The 18,123-nt window shown below is 40.8% G+C and carries 17 protein-coding genes; 12 read left to right on the top strand and 5 right to left on the bottom strand.

What is annotated here, in order from left to right:
* Nucleotides 1-51: 51 nt before the first annotated feature.
* The 3 genes from BLW16_RS09050 to BLW16_RS24015 form a co-directional block, all read right to left on the bottom strand.
* Nucleotides 52-1,251 (bottom strand): MFS transporter, encoded by a 1,200-nt coding sequence (locus BLW16_RS09050; protein ID WP_090556265.1) that lies wholly within the window; start codon nt 1,249-1,251, stop codon nt 52-54.
* Between the two features lie 399 nt (nt 1,252-1,650).
* Nucleotides 1,651-2,046 (bottom strand): cupin domain-containing protein, encoded by a 396-nt coding sequence (locus tag BLW16_RS09045; protein WP_090556264.1) that lies wholly within the window; start codon nt 2,044-2,046, stop codon nt 1,651-1,653.
* Nucleotides 2,047-2,139: 93 nt separating this feature from the next.
* Nucleotides 2,140-2,334 (bottom strand): winged helix-turn-helix transcriptional regulator, encoded by a 195-nt coding sequence (locus tag BLW16_RS24015; RefSeq protein WP_217631545.1) that lies wholly within the window; start codon nt 2,332-2,334, stop codon nt 2,140-2,142.
* 222 nt (nt 2,335-2,556) lie between these two features.
* On the opposite strand from BLW16_RS24015, the gene BLW16_RS09035 reads away from it, so the two are divergent.
* The 7 genes from BLW16_RS09035 (at nt 2,557) to BLW16_RS09005 (ending at nt 9,288) form a co-directional block, all read left to right on the top strand.
* Complete coding sequence (locus tag BLW16_RS09035; RefSeq protein WP_245735188.1) at nt 2,557-2,808, top strand: EthD domain-containing protein; 252 nt, start codon at nt 2,557-2,559, stop codon at nt 2,806-2,808.
* 349 nt (nt 2,809-3,157) lie between these two features.
* Nucleotides 3,158-3,895, top strand: a complete 738-nt coding sequence (locus BLW16_RS09030; RefSeq protein ID WP_090556263.1) for an SDR family oxidoreductase — start codon at nt 3,158-3,160, stop codon at nt 3,893-3,895.
* Nucleotides 3,896-3,996: 101 nt separating this feature from the next.
* Nucleotides 3,997-4,914, top strand: coding sequence for a helix-turn-helix domain-containing protein (locus BLW16_RS09025; RefSeq protein ID WP_090556262.1), 918 nt, complete (start codon nt 3,997-3,999; stop codon nt 4,912-4,914).
* A gap of 275 nt (nt 4,915-5,189) precedes the next feature.
* Nucleotides 5,190-6,113 carry a helix-turn-helix domain-containing protein gene (locus BLW16_RS09020; protein ID WP_090556261.1) on the top strand — a complete coding sequence of 308 codons (924 nt, stop codon included), beginning with the start codon at nt 5,190-5,192 and terminating at the stop codon, nt 6,111-6,113.
* 143 nt (nt 6,114-6,256) lie between these two features.
* Entirely contained in the window at nt 6,257-7,318 is a 1,062-nt protein-coding gene (locus tag BLW16_RS09015) for an alpha/beta hydrolase family protein (protein ID WP_245735187.1), read from the top strand.
* Between the two features lie 117 nt (nt 7,319-7,435).
* Nucleotides 7,436-8,380 carry an SDR family NAD(P)-dependent oxidoreductase gene (locus BLW16_RS09010; RefSeq protein ID WP_090556260.1) on the top strand — a complete coding sequence of 315 codons (945 nt, stop codon included), beginning with the start codon at nt 7,436-7,438 and terminating at the stop codon, nt 8,378-8,380.
* Between the two features lie 26 nt (nt 8,381-8,406).
* Nucleotides 8,407-9,288, top strand: coding sequence for a carotenoid biosynthesis protein (locus BLW16_RS09005; protein ID WP_090556259.1), 882 nt, complete (start codon nt 8,407-8,409; stop codon nt 9,286-9,288).
* A 2-nt stretch (nt 9,289-9,290) separates the two neighbouring features.
* On the opposite strand, the gene BLW16_RS09000 is transcribed toward BLW16_RS09005, so the two are convergent.
* Complete coding sequence (locus tag BLW16_RS09000) at nt 9,291-10,304, bottom strand: LacI family DNA-binding transcriptional regulator (protein WP_090556258.1); 1,014 nt, start codon at nt 10,302-10,304, stop codon at nt 9,291-9,293.
* Between the two features lie 151 nt (nt 10,305-10,455).
* Here BLW16_RS09000 and BLW16_RS08995 point away from each other — a divergent pair, with 151 nt between their 5' ends.
* Both BLW16_RS08995 and BLW16_RS08990 read left to right on the top strand, forming a co-directional pair.
* Nucleotides 10,456-11,898 carry a mannitol dehydrogenase family protein gene (locus BLW16_RS08995; RefSeq protein WP_090556257.1) on the top strand — a complete coding sequence of 481 codons (1,443 nt, stop codon included), beginning with the start codon at nt 10,456-10,458 and terminating at the stop codon, nt 11,896-11,898.
* Nucleotides 11,899-11,908: 10 nt separating this feature from the next.
* Complete coding sequence (locus BLW16_RS08990) at nt 11,909-13,231, top strand: MFS transporter (RefSeq protein WP_090556256.1); 1,323 nt, start codon at nt 11,909-11,911, stop codon at nt 13,229-13,231.
* A 90-nt stretch (nt 13,232-13,321) separates the two neighbouring features.
* Here the strand turns inward: BLW16_RS08990 and BLW16_RS08985 are convergent, their stop codons facing one another.
* Nucleotides 13,322-13,657 (bottom strand): nuclear transport factor 2 family protein, encoded by a 336-nt coding sequence (locus BLW16_RS08985; RefSeq protein ID WP_090556255.1) that lies wholly within the window; start codon nt 13,655-13,657, stop codon nt 13,322-13,324.
* A 476-nt stretch (nt 13,658-14,133) separates the two neighbouring features.
* Between BLW16_RS08985 and BLW16_RS08980 the strand changes: the two genes are divergently transcribed.
* The 3 genes from BLW16_RS08980 to BLW16_RS08970 all read left to right on the top strand — a co-directional run bounded on the left by BLW16_RS08980 (nt 14,134) and on the right by BLW16_RS08970 (nt 18,114).
* Nucleotides 14,134-14,637, top strand: a complete 504-nt coding sequence (locus BLW16_RS08980) for an RNA polymerase sigma factor (protein ID WP_090556254.1) — start codon at nt 14,134-14,136, stop codon at nt 14,635-14,637.
* Between the two features lie 387 nt (nt 14,638-15,024).
* Entirely contained in the window at nt 15,025-17,232 is a 2,208-nt protein-coding gene (locus tag BLW16_RS08975) for a hypothetical protein (RefSeq protein ID WP_090556253.1), read from the top strand.
* A 117-nt stretch (nt 17,233-17,349) separates the two neighbouring features.
* Complete coding sequence (locus BLW16_RS08970; protein WP_090556252.1) at nt 17,350-18,114, top strand: SDR family NAD(P)-dependent oxidoreductase; 765 nt, start codon at nt 17,350-17,352, stop codon at nt 18,112-18,114.
* Nucleotides 18,115-18,123 lie beyond the last annotated feature (9 nt).

The raw sequence follows: 18,123 nt of genomic DNA, 5'->3' as shown, positions 1-18,123 counted from the left end.
GAGGGTCGGTACAAAAAGGTGAAGAACCAGGTTTTTGTTAGGCAATATGCATTAGCTGTTGAGCGAAATAGCCGAAGCCGTTTTAGTCTGCGTGATAAAGGTGAGAAGAAATCCGATAAACGCAATCAAACACCCTGTGATGCCTAAATAACTCAGGCCCACATGTGAGATTACGAGGCCACCCAAAGCGGCACCACAGCCCTGCCCCAGGAATATCATTGAGCCGTTGAATGCCAGCACGACATTTCTGTTGTTCGGGGCAGCACCAACTAGTCTGCCCTGGATTATCGGGTTTAGTGAAGACTGCGCACTAGCACCGGCAAAAAAGATTATGCCCAGGAAAAATGCATTGCCGATACTTCCCAGCGCAATGACTTTCAACATCAGCAATGAAAATAAAAGCAGTATAAAGCTTAGAAAGAAAAATCCTATTTTTAACACTTTTGATGTAAACCTGTGATCAGCCAATTTTCCTCCTATAATTATACCAAGTACACTTCCCGCGCCAATGGTGAATTGTAGCAGGCTTATTTTGCCGCCTTCAATCCCTGCAACCTGTTTAGCCACCGGACTCAAGTATGCTACTAAACTGAAGGTTGCTAAATATGTTATCATTGTAAGTAAAAGATTGCTGTAAACAGCAGGCTGCTTAATGACGCTAAAAGACTTTATACCCCGGTGATCAGTGTTCGGCACCTTGGGCAGCATGAATGCAACCGCGATAGCCGCTGATAAAATCAGCATTCCGGAAAAGACAAAGGTTGCTCTCCAGCTAAACGCACTGCCAATAAGGTTTCCGATGGGAATACCGAGCACAAAAGAAAGCGTTATCCCCCCAAGCACAAAAGCCAGTGCCTTTCCCCTGTGTTTATCATGCGCAAGTGCTGATGCCGATGCGGTAGCAACCGGGGTAATCAGCGAGGCTACAATACCTCCTGCTATCCGGACAGCTATCAAACTATCAAAATTTGTCATTTCCGCAGCAATAAAATTTATCGCCGCTAATACTGTCAGCGCAGTGATCAATACTTGTTTACGTTCGAACCGTGCGGCGAAACCTCCCATGAAAGGCGCCGAAAGGGCATATGCGATAGCAAAAGAGGATGACAGCTGGCCCGCAGTAGAGATAGACACATGCATGTCCTCAGCTAATTTGGTAAGCAAGCCGGAAAAGACATGTGTTTCGGTGCCTACCGCAAATGTGGCAAGCGTCAGCACAAATATTTTCGAATTAAATTTTTCGTTTTGCATATTAAATTGTTTTGATGCGAGACAAATTTAAAACATTTAAGTTGAAATTGAAACTAATTTACGTTTTGATAGTGTTATCTTTCTGTAAACTACCTGATTTTCCTGTCAGGAATCAATTCATTTTTTACAGTTTGTTGCCCTTTACGGCAATCAGAGCCGAAAGAACAATGATAAAATGAACAACAATGAATTGTATTTTATCTTGAATAGAAAAACTATAATAAAGGAACCGTCCGATGATTGTAAAGCAAAAAATGCAGGCAGTGCAGGATGCTACCGGTATTTTACATTGAAATGCAAAATTGGGAATTTAAACACCGCGAAAGAATTTATAGATGAAAGTTGATGTTGTATACCCACGAACAGTCGCCGCGGGCATTATCTGATAAGGTATATTTATTACAACCTGCTATATTCTTCGTCAGAAACAGGCTCCAGCCATTCATTGCTGGCACCTTCAGCAGGTACGGCAATGGCAACATGCGAAAACCAACTGTCTTTAGATGCACCGTGCCAGTGTTTTACACCTGCTGTAATATTAACAACGTCGCCGGGTTTTAATACCTGTGCAGGTTTTCCCTCTTCCTGAAACCAGCCTATTCCAGCCGTACACAGGAGAATCTGCCCCCCTTTGTGATGAATGTGCCAGTTATTTCTACATGCTGGTTCAAAGGTCACGTTATTGGTTATTACACTATCCTTTGTCAATGGCGCAAGGTAGCTCTGTCCGACAAAATATTGTGCAAACACCTCATTTTTCTCTCCCAGTGGGAATATTTGTTCAAAGTCACTCATTTGTTTATGTGTTTAATATGTTCCTGCTGTCAGCGGCGTTACCAAAAGTATAACAATATTGACTAACTACTGATGATACTTTTAAATCAGTAATTATGGTAGTGTCTTATATTGTCTGGTTAGCTCAAATTCAACTTTTGGAATTTTAGTATTGAACTCATTCTTTTTGATAAATCCATGTTGTACTAACTCATTCAATTGGTTAGTTATAACCCGCCGATCTGCCATAGTCTTGCGTTGAAGATTTCCAGGTCTTATGTATCCATCTGATATATAATAAATAAGCATCAATTGCCATTTAATAATTCTTTAAACAAATGAAGCCCGCAATCTTCTCTGGTCGGAATCTTTTTTTCATACATAGCTTATCATCAATAAAATGTCAAACCCAATAGGCACAAATTTATGCGTACTTGATACGGGATTTCAATTAAAATAATTTTGATGTAAAATAATACAAATACTAAAAACATGATTAAATTTTCATTTTTAATTCAAAGGTTACCGGGTATGAGCTTTCAAGACTTCGTAAACTACCACAAGAATAAGCACGCGCCATTGTTTACTTCAATCCCGGAAGCAGAGCAGTATGTAAGGAAGTATATCGTTACTCATGTTATAGAAGCTGAAGGTTTTCCTAAACCGGCATACGACGCAATTACAGAGATATGGTTTGAATCCTTTAAAGACTTTCATAAATTCTTTGCTACAGAAACTATCAGCAAAAAGTGCATCCTGATGAAAGCAATTTTATTGACTTGACTAACGTAGTTGTGATGATTACCAACGAAACTATTATCAAAGCCGGATAGCTGATATCTCATAGCCGAAGATCAAAATTAAGCGATTTTCTGTGATCTGATGGAAATAATTGTTCCATTAAAATGCTCGACCGAATTCGGGCATTTCTTGATAACACCTTGTTATGCCGGCGTTATGCCATCCAGCCACATAAAGACCGGTCCGTTTTATAGACGATTTAGCAATATAATCTGTATCTAGACACAGAAATAAAGATATAACCGGCAACTGCATACAAAAATCCGTAGATAGCAAACATTTAATCAAAGTGTTCTATTGAGATTTGTATCAGATAAAAGAAATAGTAAAAATGAAGAATGTATTGATTACAGGAGCCAATAAAAGTATTGGACTAGAAACTGCTCGCCAGTTATTAAAACAAGGATATTATGTCTTTTTAGGTTCCCGCGATTTAAAGAATGGTCAGGATGCTGTAGAAATGCTCAATGCAGAAGGCTTAAATGAAGTGGAATCAGTGAAAATCGATATCACCAATCAAGAATCGATAAATAATGCACGCACCGAAATTGGCAGGAAAACCGAAGTATTGGACGCATTGATTAATAATGCAGGAATGAGCGGTGGATCGCCCCAGGCACCATCGACAGTTGATCTTGATGTCATGAATTTAGTATTTGATACTAACTTCTATGGTGCGGTGAGGGTAACCCAGGCTTTCATCGACTTATTGGAAAAATCGAAACAACCCAGAATTGTAAATGTGTCATCAGGTCTGGGTTCGCTTACACTAAGCAGCGACCCCAACTTTAAATATCATCAATTTAAGGGTGGAATCTACGGGCCATCAAAAGCAGCGCTGAATATGTACACGATTGCGCTAGCCTATGAACTTCGTGAAAAACCGTTTAAGGTAAATGCAGTTGATCCTGGATTTACAGCTACGGATTTTAACAATCACCTTGGCACCGGAAATGTTAATGTGGCAGGTGCACGAATAGCAAAATATGTATTAATTGGAGAAGACGGACCAACTGGAAAATTCATTAGCGAGGAAATGAATCCTGAAACAGGAGAAATACCCTGGTAACTCATTTTATAACCGGTAATAATTGTTTTACCGGTTATATTTTTCTTAAATTGTAAGATGTAATGATCACCTCTGCAGAACAAAACAACATACAATAATTGATGAAAACAAAAGAAAATACTCCCCATAAATTTGACTCATTATCTGCCGTTCATCAGGCCCTTGGCTTACCACAACCTCAGCACCCGCTGGTCAGTTTCGTTAAAAATACCGATAATCAGATAGACTATACCAGGTTACCGAGTTTGAACATTCTAAATTTTTATAAAATATCTTTTAGAATGAACCTTAGCGGAAAGGTGAAATACGGTCAGGGATATTATGATTTTAACGACGGTGGTATATTGTTTGCTGCTCCGAACCAATTGATTGGCAGTGCTGATTATGCAGGAGACCATTCCGGATATTCATTGATTTTTCAACCAGATTTTTTGTGGAATTATCCATTAGCCAGGAAGATAAAACAATACGGCTTCTTTTCTTACCTCAGCAGTGAAGCTTTGCATTTATCGGAACAGGAAAAGACAACAATCCTTTCTATTTTCAAACTCATTGAAGAAGAATTAAACAGCAGGATAGACGATTTTAGTCAGGATGTGGTCATTTCACAAATCGAGCTGCTATTAAATTGTTGTAACCGTTTTTACAAACGACAGTTCATCACCCGTAAAGTAGTCAATAATGATATATTGTTAAGGCTGGAGGAAATTTTAAACGAATATTTTGATGGTAAAAAAATGACAGGCAAAGGTACCCCGACAGTCCGGTATCTATCTGAAAAGTTAAATCTGTCCCCAAATTATCTGAGCGATATGCTACGTAACTTAACGGGGCAATCTGCCCAGCAACATATTCATAACAAGATCATAGAAAAAGCGAAAGAAAAGCTATCTGCTACCAATTTGTCGGTAAGCGAGATAGCTTATGAGCTTGGTTTCGAACATTCACAATCATTTAGCACACTATTTAAAAATAAAACTAATCTCTCCCCTTTGGAATTCAGAAAAACTTTTAATTAATATTGGATTGAATTATTAAACGTTTACCACAATCTTACACATCGCCATCGTTTACGAGCTGCAGGCCTTTAAAATATATCATTTCTTAGTTTGGCTACAAAGTTCTTCAATTAGGCTACAAAACAAGTATTTTTAATAGTGACTTTTGTAATGTTAAGCGCGGTATAATATAAGTGGATAGCGCATCAGGCTGATCGTTATAAATTGCATTTAGTAACACTGATGATGATTAAGTTGGCTTGAAATATTAAAATTTGAATTTAAGTAATTTCGCTATGAAGAAGAAAAACAATAGCCCGTTGAAATTCGATTCTATATCAGATGCACACCAGGCCTTTGGCTTGCCTAGGCCCCCGCATCCGCTGATCAGTCTTATTAACACTGCCGGGCTATTAAGTGATGCGGAGCGGCCTTCAGGAAGCCATCTCCTTAATTTTTATAAAATTTCCCTGCGGACAAAACTAAGCGGATCTTTAAGATATGGACAGGGATACTATGACTTTGCTGAAGGCGGACTGTTATTTGCCGCACCGAATCAACTGATCGGGAGCAGCGACAACGAGAGTAAAGATGGAATTTCAGCGTATGTCTTACTGATTCATCCTGACTTTTTCACCGGATATCCGTTAGCTAAAAATATCAGTCAATATGGATTCTTTTCCTATTCTACAAATGAAGCGTTGCATCTGTCAGAGCGGGAAAAGGCAACAATTGTTTCCACTTTTAAACTCATGGAGGAAGAACTGAACAATAGAATCGACGATTTTAGCCAGGAAGTCATCGTTACGCAGATTGAGTTGCTGCTCAATTATGCCAAACGTTTTTACAAACGTCAGTTCATTACCCGTAGGCCTGCCAGCAATGCTTTATTGCAAAAGTTTGAGCTAGTATTGGATGAATATTTCAGCAACGAAAAATCCTTAAGCCAGGGCGTCCCAACCGTACAATATTTAGCGGAGAACTTAAATATTTCACCGAATTATCTTAGTGATATGTTACGTTCGCTGACAGGACAAAGTGCGCAGCAACATATTCATGACAAGCTTATTGCAAAAGCAAAAGAAAAATTATCGACTACCAATCTATCCGTTAGTCAAGTAGCTTATGTCATGGGATTTGAACATTCGCAGTCTTTCAGTAAACTGTTTAAACTTAAAACAAAAGTGTCGCCATTGGCATTCAAGAGGTCTTTTAATTAGTTCAGGCCAGCTCCCGTAGTACAACATCAGATATTTCCTTTGATGCATGCAAGCAATTTTCAATTGCATGCATGCGGGCGGCTTTCTATGTCCAAAAAAGCGCTTTAGAAATCATAAATATCTCAAATATATTTATTTATAATATGAAAAAAGTAAAGATCGCGATAGCAGTGATGAATATATTACTCAGCTACTCAACAATTGTCAGGAGCCAGACACCGGTAGCATCGGCAAACCAACAGGTAGAAGAACCATTGATTGGCAGAGCTTCAAAAATCCCCGTAAACCCTGCTACAAGTGTAGTGTCAATCAGTCCGGTAAGCTTGTCTGCCCCCGGACGTGTGGTTAATCTTCAGGTACGGATCACTGCGCCGCGAACAGGCAAGAATCTGCCGATTATTATTCTGTCACATGGGCATGGCAACTCCAATTACCTCTCGTCCCTGTATGGCTATGGTCCGCTCGTTAACTTTTATGCTGCTCATGGATTTATAGTGATTCAGCCAACACATTTGGATTCCAAAACTTTGAAGCTAAATCCTATGGGGCCAGATGGCCCCCTGTTCTGGCGGTCACGGGCCAGGGACATTAAAACTATTCTTGACCAGCTTGATGTTATTGAAAGTTTAGTTCCGGAAATTAAAGGCCGCCTGGACAAAAGCCGTATTGCAATTGTTGGGCATTCCCTGGGTGGCCTCACTGCCGGGATGCTTTTAGGCGAGCAAAACACGGATGAAAAAGGTATAAAAGTGGAGCTGTCAGACAAGCGCATTAAGACCGGGGTAATCCTGAGCGGACCTGGTAATGGCGGTGCTGATTTGAACCCGCTGGCAGCTAAAGCCGGTCCGTCATTTTACAACCCTAACTTTGCCGAAATGAAAAGGCCGGCTTTAATTGTTACAGGCGATAAGGATACTTCAGCCCAGGAAACCATTCGTGGCCCACAATGGCATGCAGATCCATATAGGCTAAGTCCGGCACCGAAATGCTTACTGACTTTTATCGGTGCACAACACAATTTAGGCGGAATTTCAGGATATGATGCAGCAGAGGCAAGAGACGAAAATCCTGAACGTGTAGCCTTAATTCAGCGGCTTACATGGGCTTATCTGAGAAGCCAATTGTATGCAGATGACCCGGCTTGGTCAAAAGCAATTACGGCTTTGCAGGAAATGCCTGATTTGGTCAAATCACAATGCAAGTAAGCGATATGTTAAATATGTGGTCAGTCATTCTATTGGACGTAATAATATACAGTTGCCAATTGTTCAAGTTTTATATGAAAAAGGCCAGAAGATATCCAAATATTAATCAAATTTTAAATGAAATCAATCATCATTACAGGCGCTAACAGCGGAATAGGTTTTGAATGTGCGTTGCAACTGGCTAATACTGCGAAATATGCACAAATTATCCTGGCTTGCAGGAATGAACGGACCGGCGAAGAAGCAGTAAAAAAAATAAAGCGTAAAACCGGGCATCGTAATTTGGTTTGCTGGCCCCTGAATTTAGCTTCGCTGAAATCTATAAAACAATTTACTATTGACTTTGCAAAGTTGCCCGATCCTGTGATATCAGCATTGATAAACCATGCCGGAGGCTTGTTTATGGGTAAAACATCATACACAACAGACGGCTTTGAAATGACCTTCGGCACAAACCACCTCGGCGGGTTTTATTTGACTTTATTATTATTACCCTTTATAGAAGTGGGCAGTAGTATTACATTTACATCCAGTGGAGTGCATGATCCCGCTAATTATACTGGCATTGCGCCGCCGGTATTTACAAGTGGAAAAGCCTTGGCTTTTCCGGAAATAACTAACAGAGGTGGAATGGCTGTGGCACAAGAGCGTTATTCAACGTCCAAACTTTGCAACATTTTAACGGCTTATATCCTGCACGAGAAGTTAGCCGGTAAAAAGATTAGGGTTAATGCTTTTGATCCGGGTAAGGTACCCGGTACGGGGTTCCTGAGAACCCTTCCAACTCCCATGCGTTTAATTGCCAGTCAGTGGTCTCATTTATTCCTGCTTTTTGGTAAGAAAGATACATTTAGTGCAGCAACATCCGGCAAAAGGCTGGCTACATTGGCGTATTCGAAAGAATTACAAACATTAAACGGTATATATTTTAAACGAGGTCAGGTAACAAATTCATCGGCTGATTCTTACAATCGTACTTTCCAGGCTGAGCTATGGAAATCAAGCATTGAATTAACAGGATTAAAACAAGATGAGACCAACTTAAACCTGGAGGAACACTAATACAATTATGAAAAAGAAGAATCTTTATGTCTGCTAACGAAATAAAAACGAATTCACTTTCTCAAGCTACAATGAGTAAGGAAAAAGGTAATATCACTCGATATATAAAATGGGGATTTATCGTCTTATTTATCATTTTAACGGTTGCCCTGAGACTAAATCTGCCGGTTATTTCTATTAAAGCTATTATGTTCGTCCCTATGATTGTTTTTGCCTGGATTCATGGATCTCAAAGGTATGGCGTAAGAACCATGATCATTTGGTTTGTAATTACATGGTTGGTGAGTAATGGTTTTGAAGCATTGAGCATCCGTACCGGCTTTCCTTTCGGACATTATCATTATGTCAAAATGCCGGGCCCCAGGATGTTAGATGTTCCTGTAATTATCATGGCGCTGTATTTTGCGTTAAGTTATACATCATGGACAGTGGCTCAAATGGTAACAGGAAATTTCGGGAAGAAGATTGTGGGTATTTATAAAATATTCATACCCATTACAACAGCAGTGATAATGTCCATGTTTGACCTTGTCGGCGACCCGCAGGCTTCAACAGTGAGTTCGGATTGGGTTTGGGAGCACGGAGGCGCATATTACGGAGTCCCAATATCCAATTATGCCGGGTGGATTTTTGTTGTTTATGTTTTTATGCAAATATTCACCTGGTTTATTTCAAAGAAAAACATAGATATAAGTAAAGACGCGGTAACAACCAATCGAAGTTATTGGTTGGAAGCATCAATCGTATATCTGTCTATGGGCTTAGGTGTGGTATTGGAAGGGTTTACACGTAAAGCACACGTTGAGTTATACTCTTCGATGGCAATGATATCAGTCTTTACAATGGTCTTTACTGCAATGATTTCGATATCGAATTTAAAATATGTTAATAATAAATATGAAAAGTAAATCTACTTGTCCTGTGTAGAGGATCTAACCTTAAGTTCTGCATCCAAAAAGACAACCTTGTTCTCTGCTCCTATATCTTCAATTTTTGCTAAAATCAAATTGGCGGCCATCTCTCCCATTCTCATTAATGGAGGCTCAACGCTGGTTAATTGAGGATAGATCATAGTAGCTAACTCTGTTCCCGAAAAGCTGGAGACCGAGACATCACGGGGTATAAGAATTTGTTTTTCCAGGAGAAAATTCATTGCTCCTATGGCCAGCGTGTCAGTAAACGCAAAAAGCGAATCAAAATCGACAGCCTTTTTAAGAAGTAATTCTGCTGCTTTTCTTCCATCATCAAAACTTAAACCGCCGGCTTCAATGACTAGTCCGGGATCATAAAGACCATATTTTTTCATCACGCCAATGTAGCCCCCGGCACGCTCTTCCGAATTGAGAACATTGTCAGGCCCTTTGAGGTGTACAATCCGCTTTTTGCCCGTGGCGATTAAATGCTCAACCATAGCCGCAGCATGTTTGGCATCATCTACCCTTACCTGCGGAGCTTCAAGGGCACCTGAAGGAATACGGTCAAAAAACACCAGCGGGATCCCCCGCTCAAGTAATTGCTGATGCACCTCCTGGTTCTGCTTTTTATCACAAAGGTTGATGATAATGCCATCCACATTAAATTCCTCCAGTAACAACAAATTCTCTCTTTCCCGATGGGGGTCTTCATCAGATTCTGTGATAATTATCCTGTATCCTAACGGGTACAATATATTTTGTATGCCGCGCAGAACTTTGGAAGAAAAAGGAGTGACCATTTCAGGCACAACCAAACCTATGTTTTTAGACAGCCCATATTTTAAGTTCAGCGCTGCGGGATTTCGTTTGTAACCAAATTTCCTTGCAGCTTCAAGAACTTTAGCCCTGGTTTCAGGATGGATATGCTGATCATTCACCAATGCCCGGGAAACCGTGGACGTAGAAAGTAACAGATGCCGCGCCAGATCTTTGATGGTTATACGTTTCATAAGCCAGGATGGATGGATCTCAAAAATAATAAAAAGAAACGAGCAGAAGAGCTGATGAATTTTTGTAACGTTCCCATGTTCTTTTTATCCCTGCTCATAGTGAGATATTAATTTTAATCATATATGTTTATCAAATCAACCAAATATAAAAATGGAAATACAACATTATCACTATGAACGCCAGGATATCAAAGCAGGCATTTTACATATTGGCGTAGGAAATTTTCACCGCGCGCATCAGGCCTACTACACCAATCTGTTATTGAGTCATAATGATCAGCGGCAATGGGGAATTTGCGGTGTGTGCATGTTGCCGGGAGATGAAACTATTTTTAAAAATCTGTCAGCTCAAAACCTGGACTACACACTTACCGTTTGCGGCAGAGATGGCAATAATCAGGTCTTTGAAATAGGATCCCTTAAAGAATTACTGTGGGCGCCGGAGGATGCTGAAGCTATCCTGAATAAAATTGCAGCTCAGGATATTAAAATCATTACCCTTACTATCACTGAAGGCGGATACAACCTGGACAAAAAAACCAACACTTTCATGCTTGAAAATAGTGCTATAGTGAATGACCTGGAACATCCATCCGCTCCCGGAACAGTCTTTGGTTTTGTTGCCGAGGGACTACGCCGACGCAGAAATAATAAATCCGGAGGAATCACTATATTATCCTGTGATAATTTACAACATAACGGAAACACGGCCAAAGCTGCTTTTATGGCTTTCATAGCTGCGCAGGACAGTGATCTGGCGCAATGGGCAGAAGCCAATGTAAGTTTTCCAAATAGTATGGTTGACAGGATAACACCAGCGACAACTGTTCAGGATATAGAGAATTTAAACAGAAACAGTGGCGGCAACGACAAAGCACCGGTTTATTGTGAAGATTTTATACAATGGGTAATTGAGGATAATTTTATAGCAGGCAGACCTGCCTGGGAGACCGTAGGCGCAGAATTTACAGATGATGTAACATCTTTTGAAAACATGAAATTAAGCTTACTGAATGCATCACACACCTTATTATCCTATCCCTCATTTCTTTTGGGCTATAGAAAAGTAGATGAAGCCATGGCTGACGATAATATAGTTCAATATGTCAGACAATTCATGGATATTGACATTACCCCAAACGTTCCTGCACCTGCAGGTACTGATCTGGAAAAATATAAAGACACGCTGATTGAACGTTTTGCCAACAGTTCAGTAAGTGATCAGCTAAGCAGGTTATGTTTTGACGGAATATCCAAATTTCCAGTGTATGTAATGCCAAATCTGTTAAAGATGATCAAAGCAGGGCAAGACCTGAAGAGGCTGGCTTTCCTCCTGGCGGCCTACAGGCATTACTTAAAATATCAAAAGGATGATATGCAGCAGACTTTTGATATCGCCGAACCCTGGTTAACTGAAAATGACCATAAACTGATAGCCAGTGAAGATCCCGGAAAATTCCTGGAACTTTCAGCATTCAAAAGCCTGCACCTGCTGAGCGTAAATAAGTTGGTTGCCCCTTATCAGGAATATGTTCAAAGTATAAAAAATGAGGGAACAAGATCCGCATTAAAAAGTATTTTACGAGCCAACTAACAGCAATCTTATGGAAATCAAATCAAAAATCAGCGTGCTTCCGTTCGCAATTGTTACTTTCATATATTTTATAGTTGGTTTTTTGACTACAGTCAATGAACAATTACAAGCCCCGCTAAAATTCGCATTTTTATCTGAAGCAGGAAGCTTAAAAAACACCTTTACAACATTAATTTCATTCTTTTTCTTTCTCGGCTATCTTGTCAATGGAACGCTGGCCAGTAAATGGGTAAACGCCTTTGGTTATAAAAACACCATACTCAGAGGATTACTCTTTATGGTTGCAGGCCTGGCGATGTATCTTTGTTCATCCTGGTTTGGTTACAAGTTTCCTACACTGGGGTTGCGTTTTGCTGATGCATTCTTACCGTTTGGCTTTGTTATCTTTATTACGGGTTCATTTCTAATGGGTACCGCAGCTGCAATTATCCAGGTAGTTGTCAACCCCTACGTGGCCTCCTATGAATTGCCAGGCACGCAGGCCGTGCAGCGGTTAAACATCACCACTGCAATTAATTCTGTGGGCACCACCGCTGCTCCATTTTGTGTAACCCTGCTGATGTTTGGAGGCATCTCCATCCTCAATATAAATATTCAACAGCTGCTGTTACCTCTAGCAGTACTGATTGGGATCGTAATTGGAGTTACCCTGATTACGAAAAACCTCAACCTTCCGGATATTGCCAACACAAGGGCATCGGATCAGGAACAACTGACACGGAGTATATGGTCATTCAGGCACTTTGCCTTGGGTGTGATGGCAATATTCTTTTATGTAGGAACAGAAGTAGCCATAGGGGCAAATATAAATCTGCATGCTTTTGAACTTGCCGACTCAGGACACCCGATGTCCTTTTTCGGAAAAACCGACATTATCATTGGCGGTATGGATCTGGGCATCCATGCTTTACTCTCCACTTTATACTGGGGCGGTTTTTTTGTAGGAAGAGCCATATCAAGTTTTTTTTCCAATATATCAGCAAGAACCCAACTTACATTTACTACAATACTCTCAACGTTATTGGCTATCACTGCGATGGTTACGCAAAATCTTTGGTTTCTGGTGGCAATTGGCCTGTTGCATTCTACCATGTGGAGCTGTATCTACTCATTGTCTATCAAAGGTTTGAAAAAATATACCTCAAAAGCATCAGGAGTGTTTATATCTGCCGTTTTTGGTGGGGCGGTATTTACCTTATTGCAGGGAGGTTTGGCAGACATACTGGGTTCCTGGAGATGGACCTGGATGTTAACCGTGGCCTGTGAATTAATTATGCTGTCCTATGCTTTATTTGGCTCTCAGCAAAGACCAAAAGATATGTTAGATATCTAAAAGATTATAGCCGGAGCAAAAGCAGGCCTGCCTGCTTTTGCTCCGGCACTGACAAATGCCATATTTGATTTAACTATTTTTTGTAAGCCATTAAAGCAGATCAGCTGATAGCAATGCAATCTTCCCTTCTTTAAAAGTAAAATCAAAGGTTCCTCCAATCTTGCCTTCAGGAAAATCTCCTCTGAACTCTACTTCTAAATGTGCCTGATCTGTATTTTTTACAACGAGGTCTACTTTTCTGGTTTGCGTTTTGTAGCCGATGAAATAACTCTCGAAATATTCCTTAATTCCATTTTTTCCACTGAATTTCCTGCCGACAGAAGGATCGTCCAGAACGGCATCTTCGGTATAAAATGCCAGGTATTTTTCTGTGTCGTAACTATTGCCAACCAAGATCCAGTCTTTGATAAATTGTTTAATATCCATTTTATTAATTTTATAAGATGGCCACACGGGCCTGTGTTTAATGTGCTTAAACAAATTTGATCAAAACAAGCAGGAGAAAATACGCCAAAATGGATAGATGTGTAGCCGTTTTGAATTTTGTTTCCACTCCACCTTCCAGCCGCGCGCTGATACAATGTTGGGAATATGCAATTTTTGTTTGCCCTAATAAATAGCACGGCCCACAAATAAGTGTAGTCTTATGAATACAGCAGATTCGCTCATACCGGCACCGTCATATGTTATAGAAGGAACCTGCAATTTTGTTAAACAAATTTTGCAAACTGTCCTTAATCATCTTCAAGTGTGGATTTTAATAGCTTCAAATATTATTTTGATCAAAAAACCTTCTGAAATCTGGAGCCGTTTTTTTTAAACGGCCTTAAAAATTTGTGTTTTTGGTATACTCATTGTTTTCAAACAATTATCTATTGAAACGTTACCCAAACATTAAGTTTATGAGAAACATAGCCTTCAGTTCAGAAATCAACATCCACAAACCCGCATTGCAGAATTTCGCATTCTCTTTTACAAAGGATAATGACGATGCTGATGATTTAATACAGGAAACCTTCCTAAGGGCTATGCGTTATGCTAACCTTTATAAAGATGGAACCAATTTACGTGGCTGGTTATATACCATCATGAGAAATACGTTCATCAATAACTACAGAGCAGACACAAGACGCAAAAAAATCATTGAATCTACAGAAGAACTGATGTCATACCAGCTGGTAAAGAGCTCTACACGTAACAAGGCCGAAGGTCAGTTTATAGGTGATGACATCAATAAGGCACTTGACCAACTTCCTCCAGCCTACCTGGTACCTTTTATAAAATACTTTGAAGGGTTTAAGTACCACGAAATCGCCGACGAGCTTAATATTCCTATAGGTACCGTGAAAACACGGATTTTTGAAGCAAGAAGATTGCTTAAAGCCAAGCTGAAAATGTATAATTAGTGCAAAACAATTGAACTGGCAATTCCTGGACATTATGCCGAATTGCTTCTGAGACCAATATAATTTGAGGAACATGAAACTCTTTGTGGTGAAAAAGTTATAGTGCAACCCGAAGCATTAACTCATAATTAAAACAAATGGCTCAGCAAATCGACAATAAAGCATTATTAGAATCTGAAATAGACCAGCTACCTGACCAGACACCATATTAATACCAGCATGATTATGACACAGGCATAGATATAACAACACAATGGCAAGGTGGGGATTCAAGGCGAACCCGGCAATGGATCTGGATTTTGGTTTACCCTGCCTGCAGAAATGTAGTTAAAACAAAATCGTCTCCGTTTAGTTACTGTGATATATCCTACAAGTTATCTTTTTATTATGAATGGATTATCACCCTGGGCAGTATCCGCAAGCGCTGAACTGGCAGAAGCTTCGGAAGCCCTTTATCAGAAACAGGCCAGGGATTTCAATTTTACGGTTTATTGCACTATTGACTCGGTTTGGATTTCAGTGAGCATGTTGAAAGGCGGAAGTATGGCTTTCCGTGCTGCGTACTCACCGGGAGCAACCTTACGGGTTAATCAGCTCAGGGAGTCCGGTACCGGATGTTTATTAGAACTCAGCAGTGAAATTGGAGTATTTAAAGTCAGCGTTGATATTAATGAGGATGGGAGCCATCCTGTTCTCCGTTACAGCACGGTATTGAAACCAGAAAAAGATTTGTTTATCCCGTTCTGGCCAAGGGATATCATCGCCACCGGCAAAAATGGAAATGCAAAGCATATATCAGGTAAGGTACATGCAAGTCAGGTAGGTACCAGGTCAGGTATGATCTATATGAGCATGACCAAACCAAAATCAGCATCGGTTTTATATTTGCAGAACCTGACGGCATTGGGAGATTATTGCCAGCAAACGGAAACTTCTGCAGGAGACACCGTTGGGGGGAGCTGGCCTGAAATGGGTTTTTCTCTGCCCCCTACCACTAAGGAACCATTACAGGCCGGAAAGGAAATAAGCATCAGCGATGCTTTTGTGGCGTTTGATACAGCCCTGCCGGCAGATGAAGCAGCAATGGTCCGCCAATACCTGGATCTGTTAGCCAGGGTATACCTGTTACTTCCCAAACCGCAGACAGTTTATCAGCCCTGGCCGGATATTTTGGATAAAGGGCTGAAGGACCTGCTGGAAAATGCCGGCTGCATGTCACAGGTTGGCGACAATGCCTATTTCAATGCCTATGTGAGCGATTATGAGACTCCCCCGGAGATCATGGTACAGCTTGCCGTTCTATTGCCTCTGCTGGACTACGTAGAATGGAGCGGAAACGAGCTGGATATCATGCAAACTATCAAAAAGGGATTGCCGCAGTTTTTTGATAAGGACATATGCACCATCATGAGATGGTTACCCGCAGCTGAAGGTAAGCTGAAAGGCGAAGAAGAACAGAAATTGCCTAAAGTGATGGACTCCTGGTATTTGCACCATCCCCTGCTCAATTTATCAAGATTGGCCTTAAAAGGCGACGGTGTAGCGAAAGATCTCTTCCTTGGTTCTATAGATTATGCAATCAAAGTAGCAAAACATTTCAACTACAAATGGCCTGTTTTTTATAAGATGGACACCCTCGAAGTGCTGAAAGCAGAGACAGCCGAAGGCAAAGGCGGCGAAAAGGATGTAGCCGGGCTCTATGCACATGTAATGATTCAGGCCTGGGAACTTACCGGGCAGAGGCGGTTTCTAAACGAAGCTGAAAAAGCCGCAAAAACACTGGTGGGTTATGGTTTCGAAATCTTTTACCAGGCCAATAATACTGCATTCTCCGCAGGAGCATTACTTCGCCTGTATAAGATCACCGGCAATGAACTTTATCTGAACTTAAGTTATATGTGCCTGGCGGGCATTTTTAAAAACGTACAGCTTTGGGACTGCAATTATGGCTATGGAAAGAATCTTCCTACTTTCTTTGCCTTATTCCCACTGAACGATGCTCCATATACTGCCGTTTACGAAGAACAGGAAGTATTTTGCGCATTGCATGACTATCTGAAGCATAGCCACGATGTGGATATCCTGACGTCAGTACGGTTGCTGATTGCAGAATACATCCGTTTTCTGGTGAACCGTGCGGCATATTATTACCCTTCAATGCTTCCTGAAGAAATGCTGGAAAAGGAGGCAAAAGTAGGTGAAGTAAACAAAAATCTATGGATTGCACTGGAAGACCTGCATGACGGCTGGGAAAAATCAGGTGCTGTTGGCCAGGAAGTTTATGGCGCAGGAAATGCATTTGGGATTCTGCCAAGGCATTATTTTCAGATACCCAATGAGGATTTTTATGTTTTTGTAGATTATCCTACGTCCGGGTTTAATGCCGGGAAGAAAAAAAAGGTAAATTTCAAAGTTCTTGGAGATGATCAGTTAACCTGCAGGTTGATGCTGGTAAAAAAGGGAAAGGAAAAACTTCCGGATCTTAAGGTGGCTTACAAAGGAGAAAAAGAGCCTGTTAAGGGCAAATCCGTAAAAGGCGGAAATATAGCGTATGAGTTAAAAGGGAACAGCGCTATAGAAATTAGCTGGCAGTAAAGCTTAATCATTACTGAAACATTGAATGTTTGATTTATAAAAGTATTCGTGTGATATATGATAACACCGGCAGTCCTTATCGTATAATTTTGATGGTTCAATCAATCATTATAAAACATGAATAATTACATCAAAAGTAACGAAATGGAGGGCAGGGTTGCTATTGTTACCGGTGCCGCCAGCGGAATTGGAAGAGCAATTGCAACACTGCTGTTTCAGCGCGGATGCAAGGTACTTGCCGAAGATTACAATGAAGAGGTAAATCAGCTGGCAGACGAATTTGAAGGAATGCTTACACTGGTAGCAGATGTAACTCATGAAGATTCAGCATCGCGTGCCGTAAAAATGGCCGTTGGGCATTTTGGTAAATTAGACCTGCTGGTAAATAACGCGGGCCGGATAATAAATAAAACGGTAGTAGAAACTACGCTTGAAGACTGGAACCTGATCATGGCCACAAATGTTACCGGTGCTTTTCTGCATACCCGCGAAGCTTTGAAGGCAATGATACCCAATAAAAGCGGGGCCATTGTTAATATCGCATCTTATGCCAGCTTTTTCAGCTTCCCAACAATCTCGGCATATGCCGCATCGAAAGGTGCACTGGCGCAACTCACCAGGACAGCTGCTCTGGAGGCGATCGAATATGGAATTCGGGTAAATGCAATCGGTGTGGGAGACGTGGTTACGAACCTGATCAATGAACACCGTGAGGATGGTCGCGAATTTCTGGCAGAACATGGCAAAAATGCGCCGGTTAAAAGACCTGCAGACCCTTTCGAAATCGCTGAGCTGGTATCATTTCTGGGGTCAGACCGTGCCAGTTTCATGGTTGGCTCTATAGTGATGGCAGACGGAGGAATGAGTGTAGTGATCCAATAGTCATGCTGT

Source organism: Pedobacter hartonius (assembly GCF_900107535.1).
Classification (GTDB): Bacteria; Bacteroidota; Bacteroidia; order Sphingobacteriales; family Sphingobacteriaceae; genus Pedobacter; species Pedobacter hartonius.
The sequence above is the reverse complement of the archived record's forward strand: the minus strand, read 5'-3'. Positions and strand labels throughout refer to the sequence as shown.

What these genes read in the sequence shown, in the direction of transcription:
- BLW16_RS09050 (WP_090556265.1), bottom strand. Translation starts at nt 1,251, where the DNA reads ATGCAAAACGAAAAATTTAATTCGAAAATATTTGTGCTGACGCTTGCC.
- BLW16_RS09045 (WP_090556264.1), bottom strand. Translation starts at nt 2,046, where the DNA reads ATGAGTGACTTTGAACAAATATTCCCACTGGGAGAGAAAAATGAGGTG.
- BLW16_RS24015 (WP_217631545.1), bottom strand. Translation starts at nt 2,334, where the DNA reads ATGCTTATTTATTATATATCAGATGGATACATAAGACCTGGAAATCTT.
- BLW16_RS09035 (WP_245735188.1), top strand. Translation starts at nt 2,557, where the DNA reads ATGAGCTTTCAAGACTTCGTAAACTACCACAAGAATAAGCACGCGCCA.
- BLW16_RS09030 (WP_090556263.1), top strand. Translation starts at nt 3,158, where the DNA reads ATGAAGAATGTATTGATTACAGGAGCCAATAAAAGTATTGGACTAGAA.
- BLW16_RS09025 (WP_090556262.1), top strand. Translation starts at nt 3,997, where the DNA reads ATGAAAACAAAAGAAAATACTCCCCATAAATTTGACTCATTATCTGCC.
- BLW16_RS09020 (WP_090556261.1), top strand. Translation starts at nt 5,190, where the DNA reads ATGAAGAAGAAAAACAATAGCCCGTTGAAATTCGATTCTATATCAGAT.
- BLW16_RS09015 (WP_245735187.1), top strand. Translation starts at nt 6,257, where the DNA reads ATGAAAAAAGTAAAGATCGCGATAGCAGTGATGAATATATTACTCAGC.
- BLW16_RS09010 (WP_090556260.1), top strand. Translation starts at nt 7,436, where the DNA reads ATGAAATCAATCATCATTACAGGCGCTAACAGCGGAATAGGTTTTGAA.
- BLW16_RS09005 (WP_090556259.1), top strand. Translation starts at nt 8,407, where the DNA reads ATGTCTGCTAACGAAATAAAAACGAATTCACTTTCTCAAGCTACAATG.
- BLW16_RS09000 (WP_090556258.1), bottom strand. Translation starts at nt 10,304, where the DNA reads ATGAAACGTATAACCATCAAAGATCTGGCGCGGCATCTGTTACTTTCT.
- BLW16_RS08995 (WP_090556257.1), top strand. Translation starts at nt 10,456, where the DNA reads ATGGAAATACAACATTATCACTATGAACGCCAGGATATCAAAGCAGGC.
- BLW16_RS08990 (WP_090556256.1), top strand. Translation starts at nt 11,909, where the DNA reads ATGGAAATCAAATCAAAAATCAGCGTGCTTCCGTTCGCAATTGTTACT.
- BLW16_RS08985 (WP_090556255.1), bottom strand. Translation starts at nt 13,657, where the DNA reads ATGGATATTAAACAATTTATCAAAGACTGGATCTTGGTTGGCAATAGT.
- BLW16_RS08980 (WP_090556254.1), top strand. Translation starts at nt 14,134, where the DNA reads ATGAGAAACATAGCCTTCAGTTCAGAAATCAACATCCACAAACCCGCA.
- BLW16_RS08975 (WP_090556253.1), top strand. Translation starts at nt 15,025, where the DNA reads ATGAATGGATTATCACCCTGGGCAGTATCCGCAAGCGCTGAACTGGCA.
- BLW16_RS08970 (WP_090556252.1), top strand. Translation starts at nt 17,350, where the DNA reads ATGAATAATTACATCAAAAGTAACGAAATGGAGGGCAGGGTTGCTATT.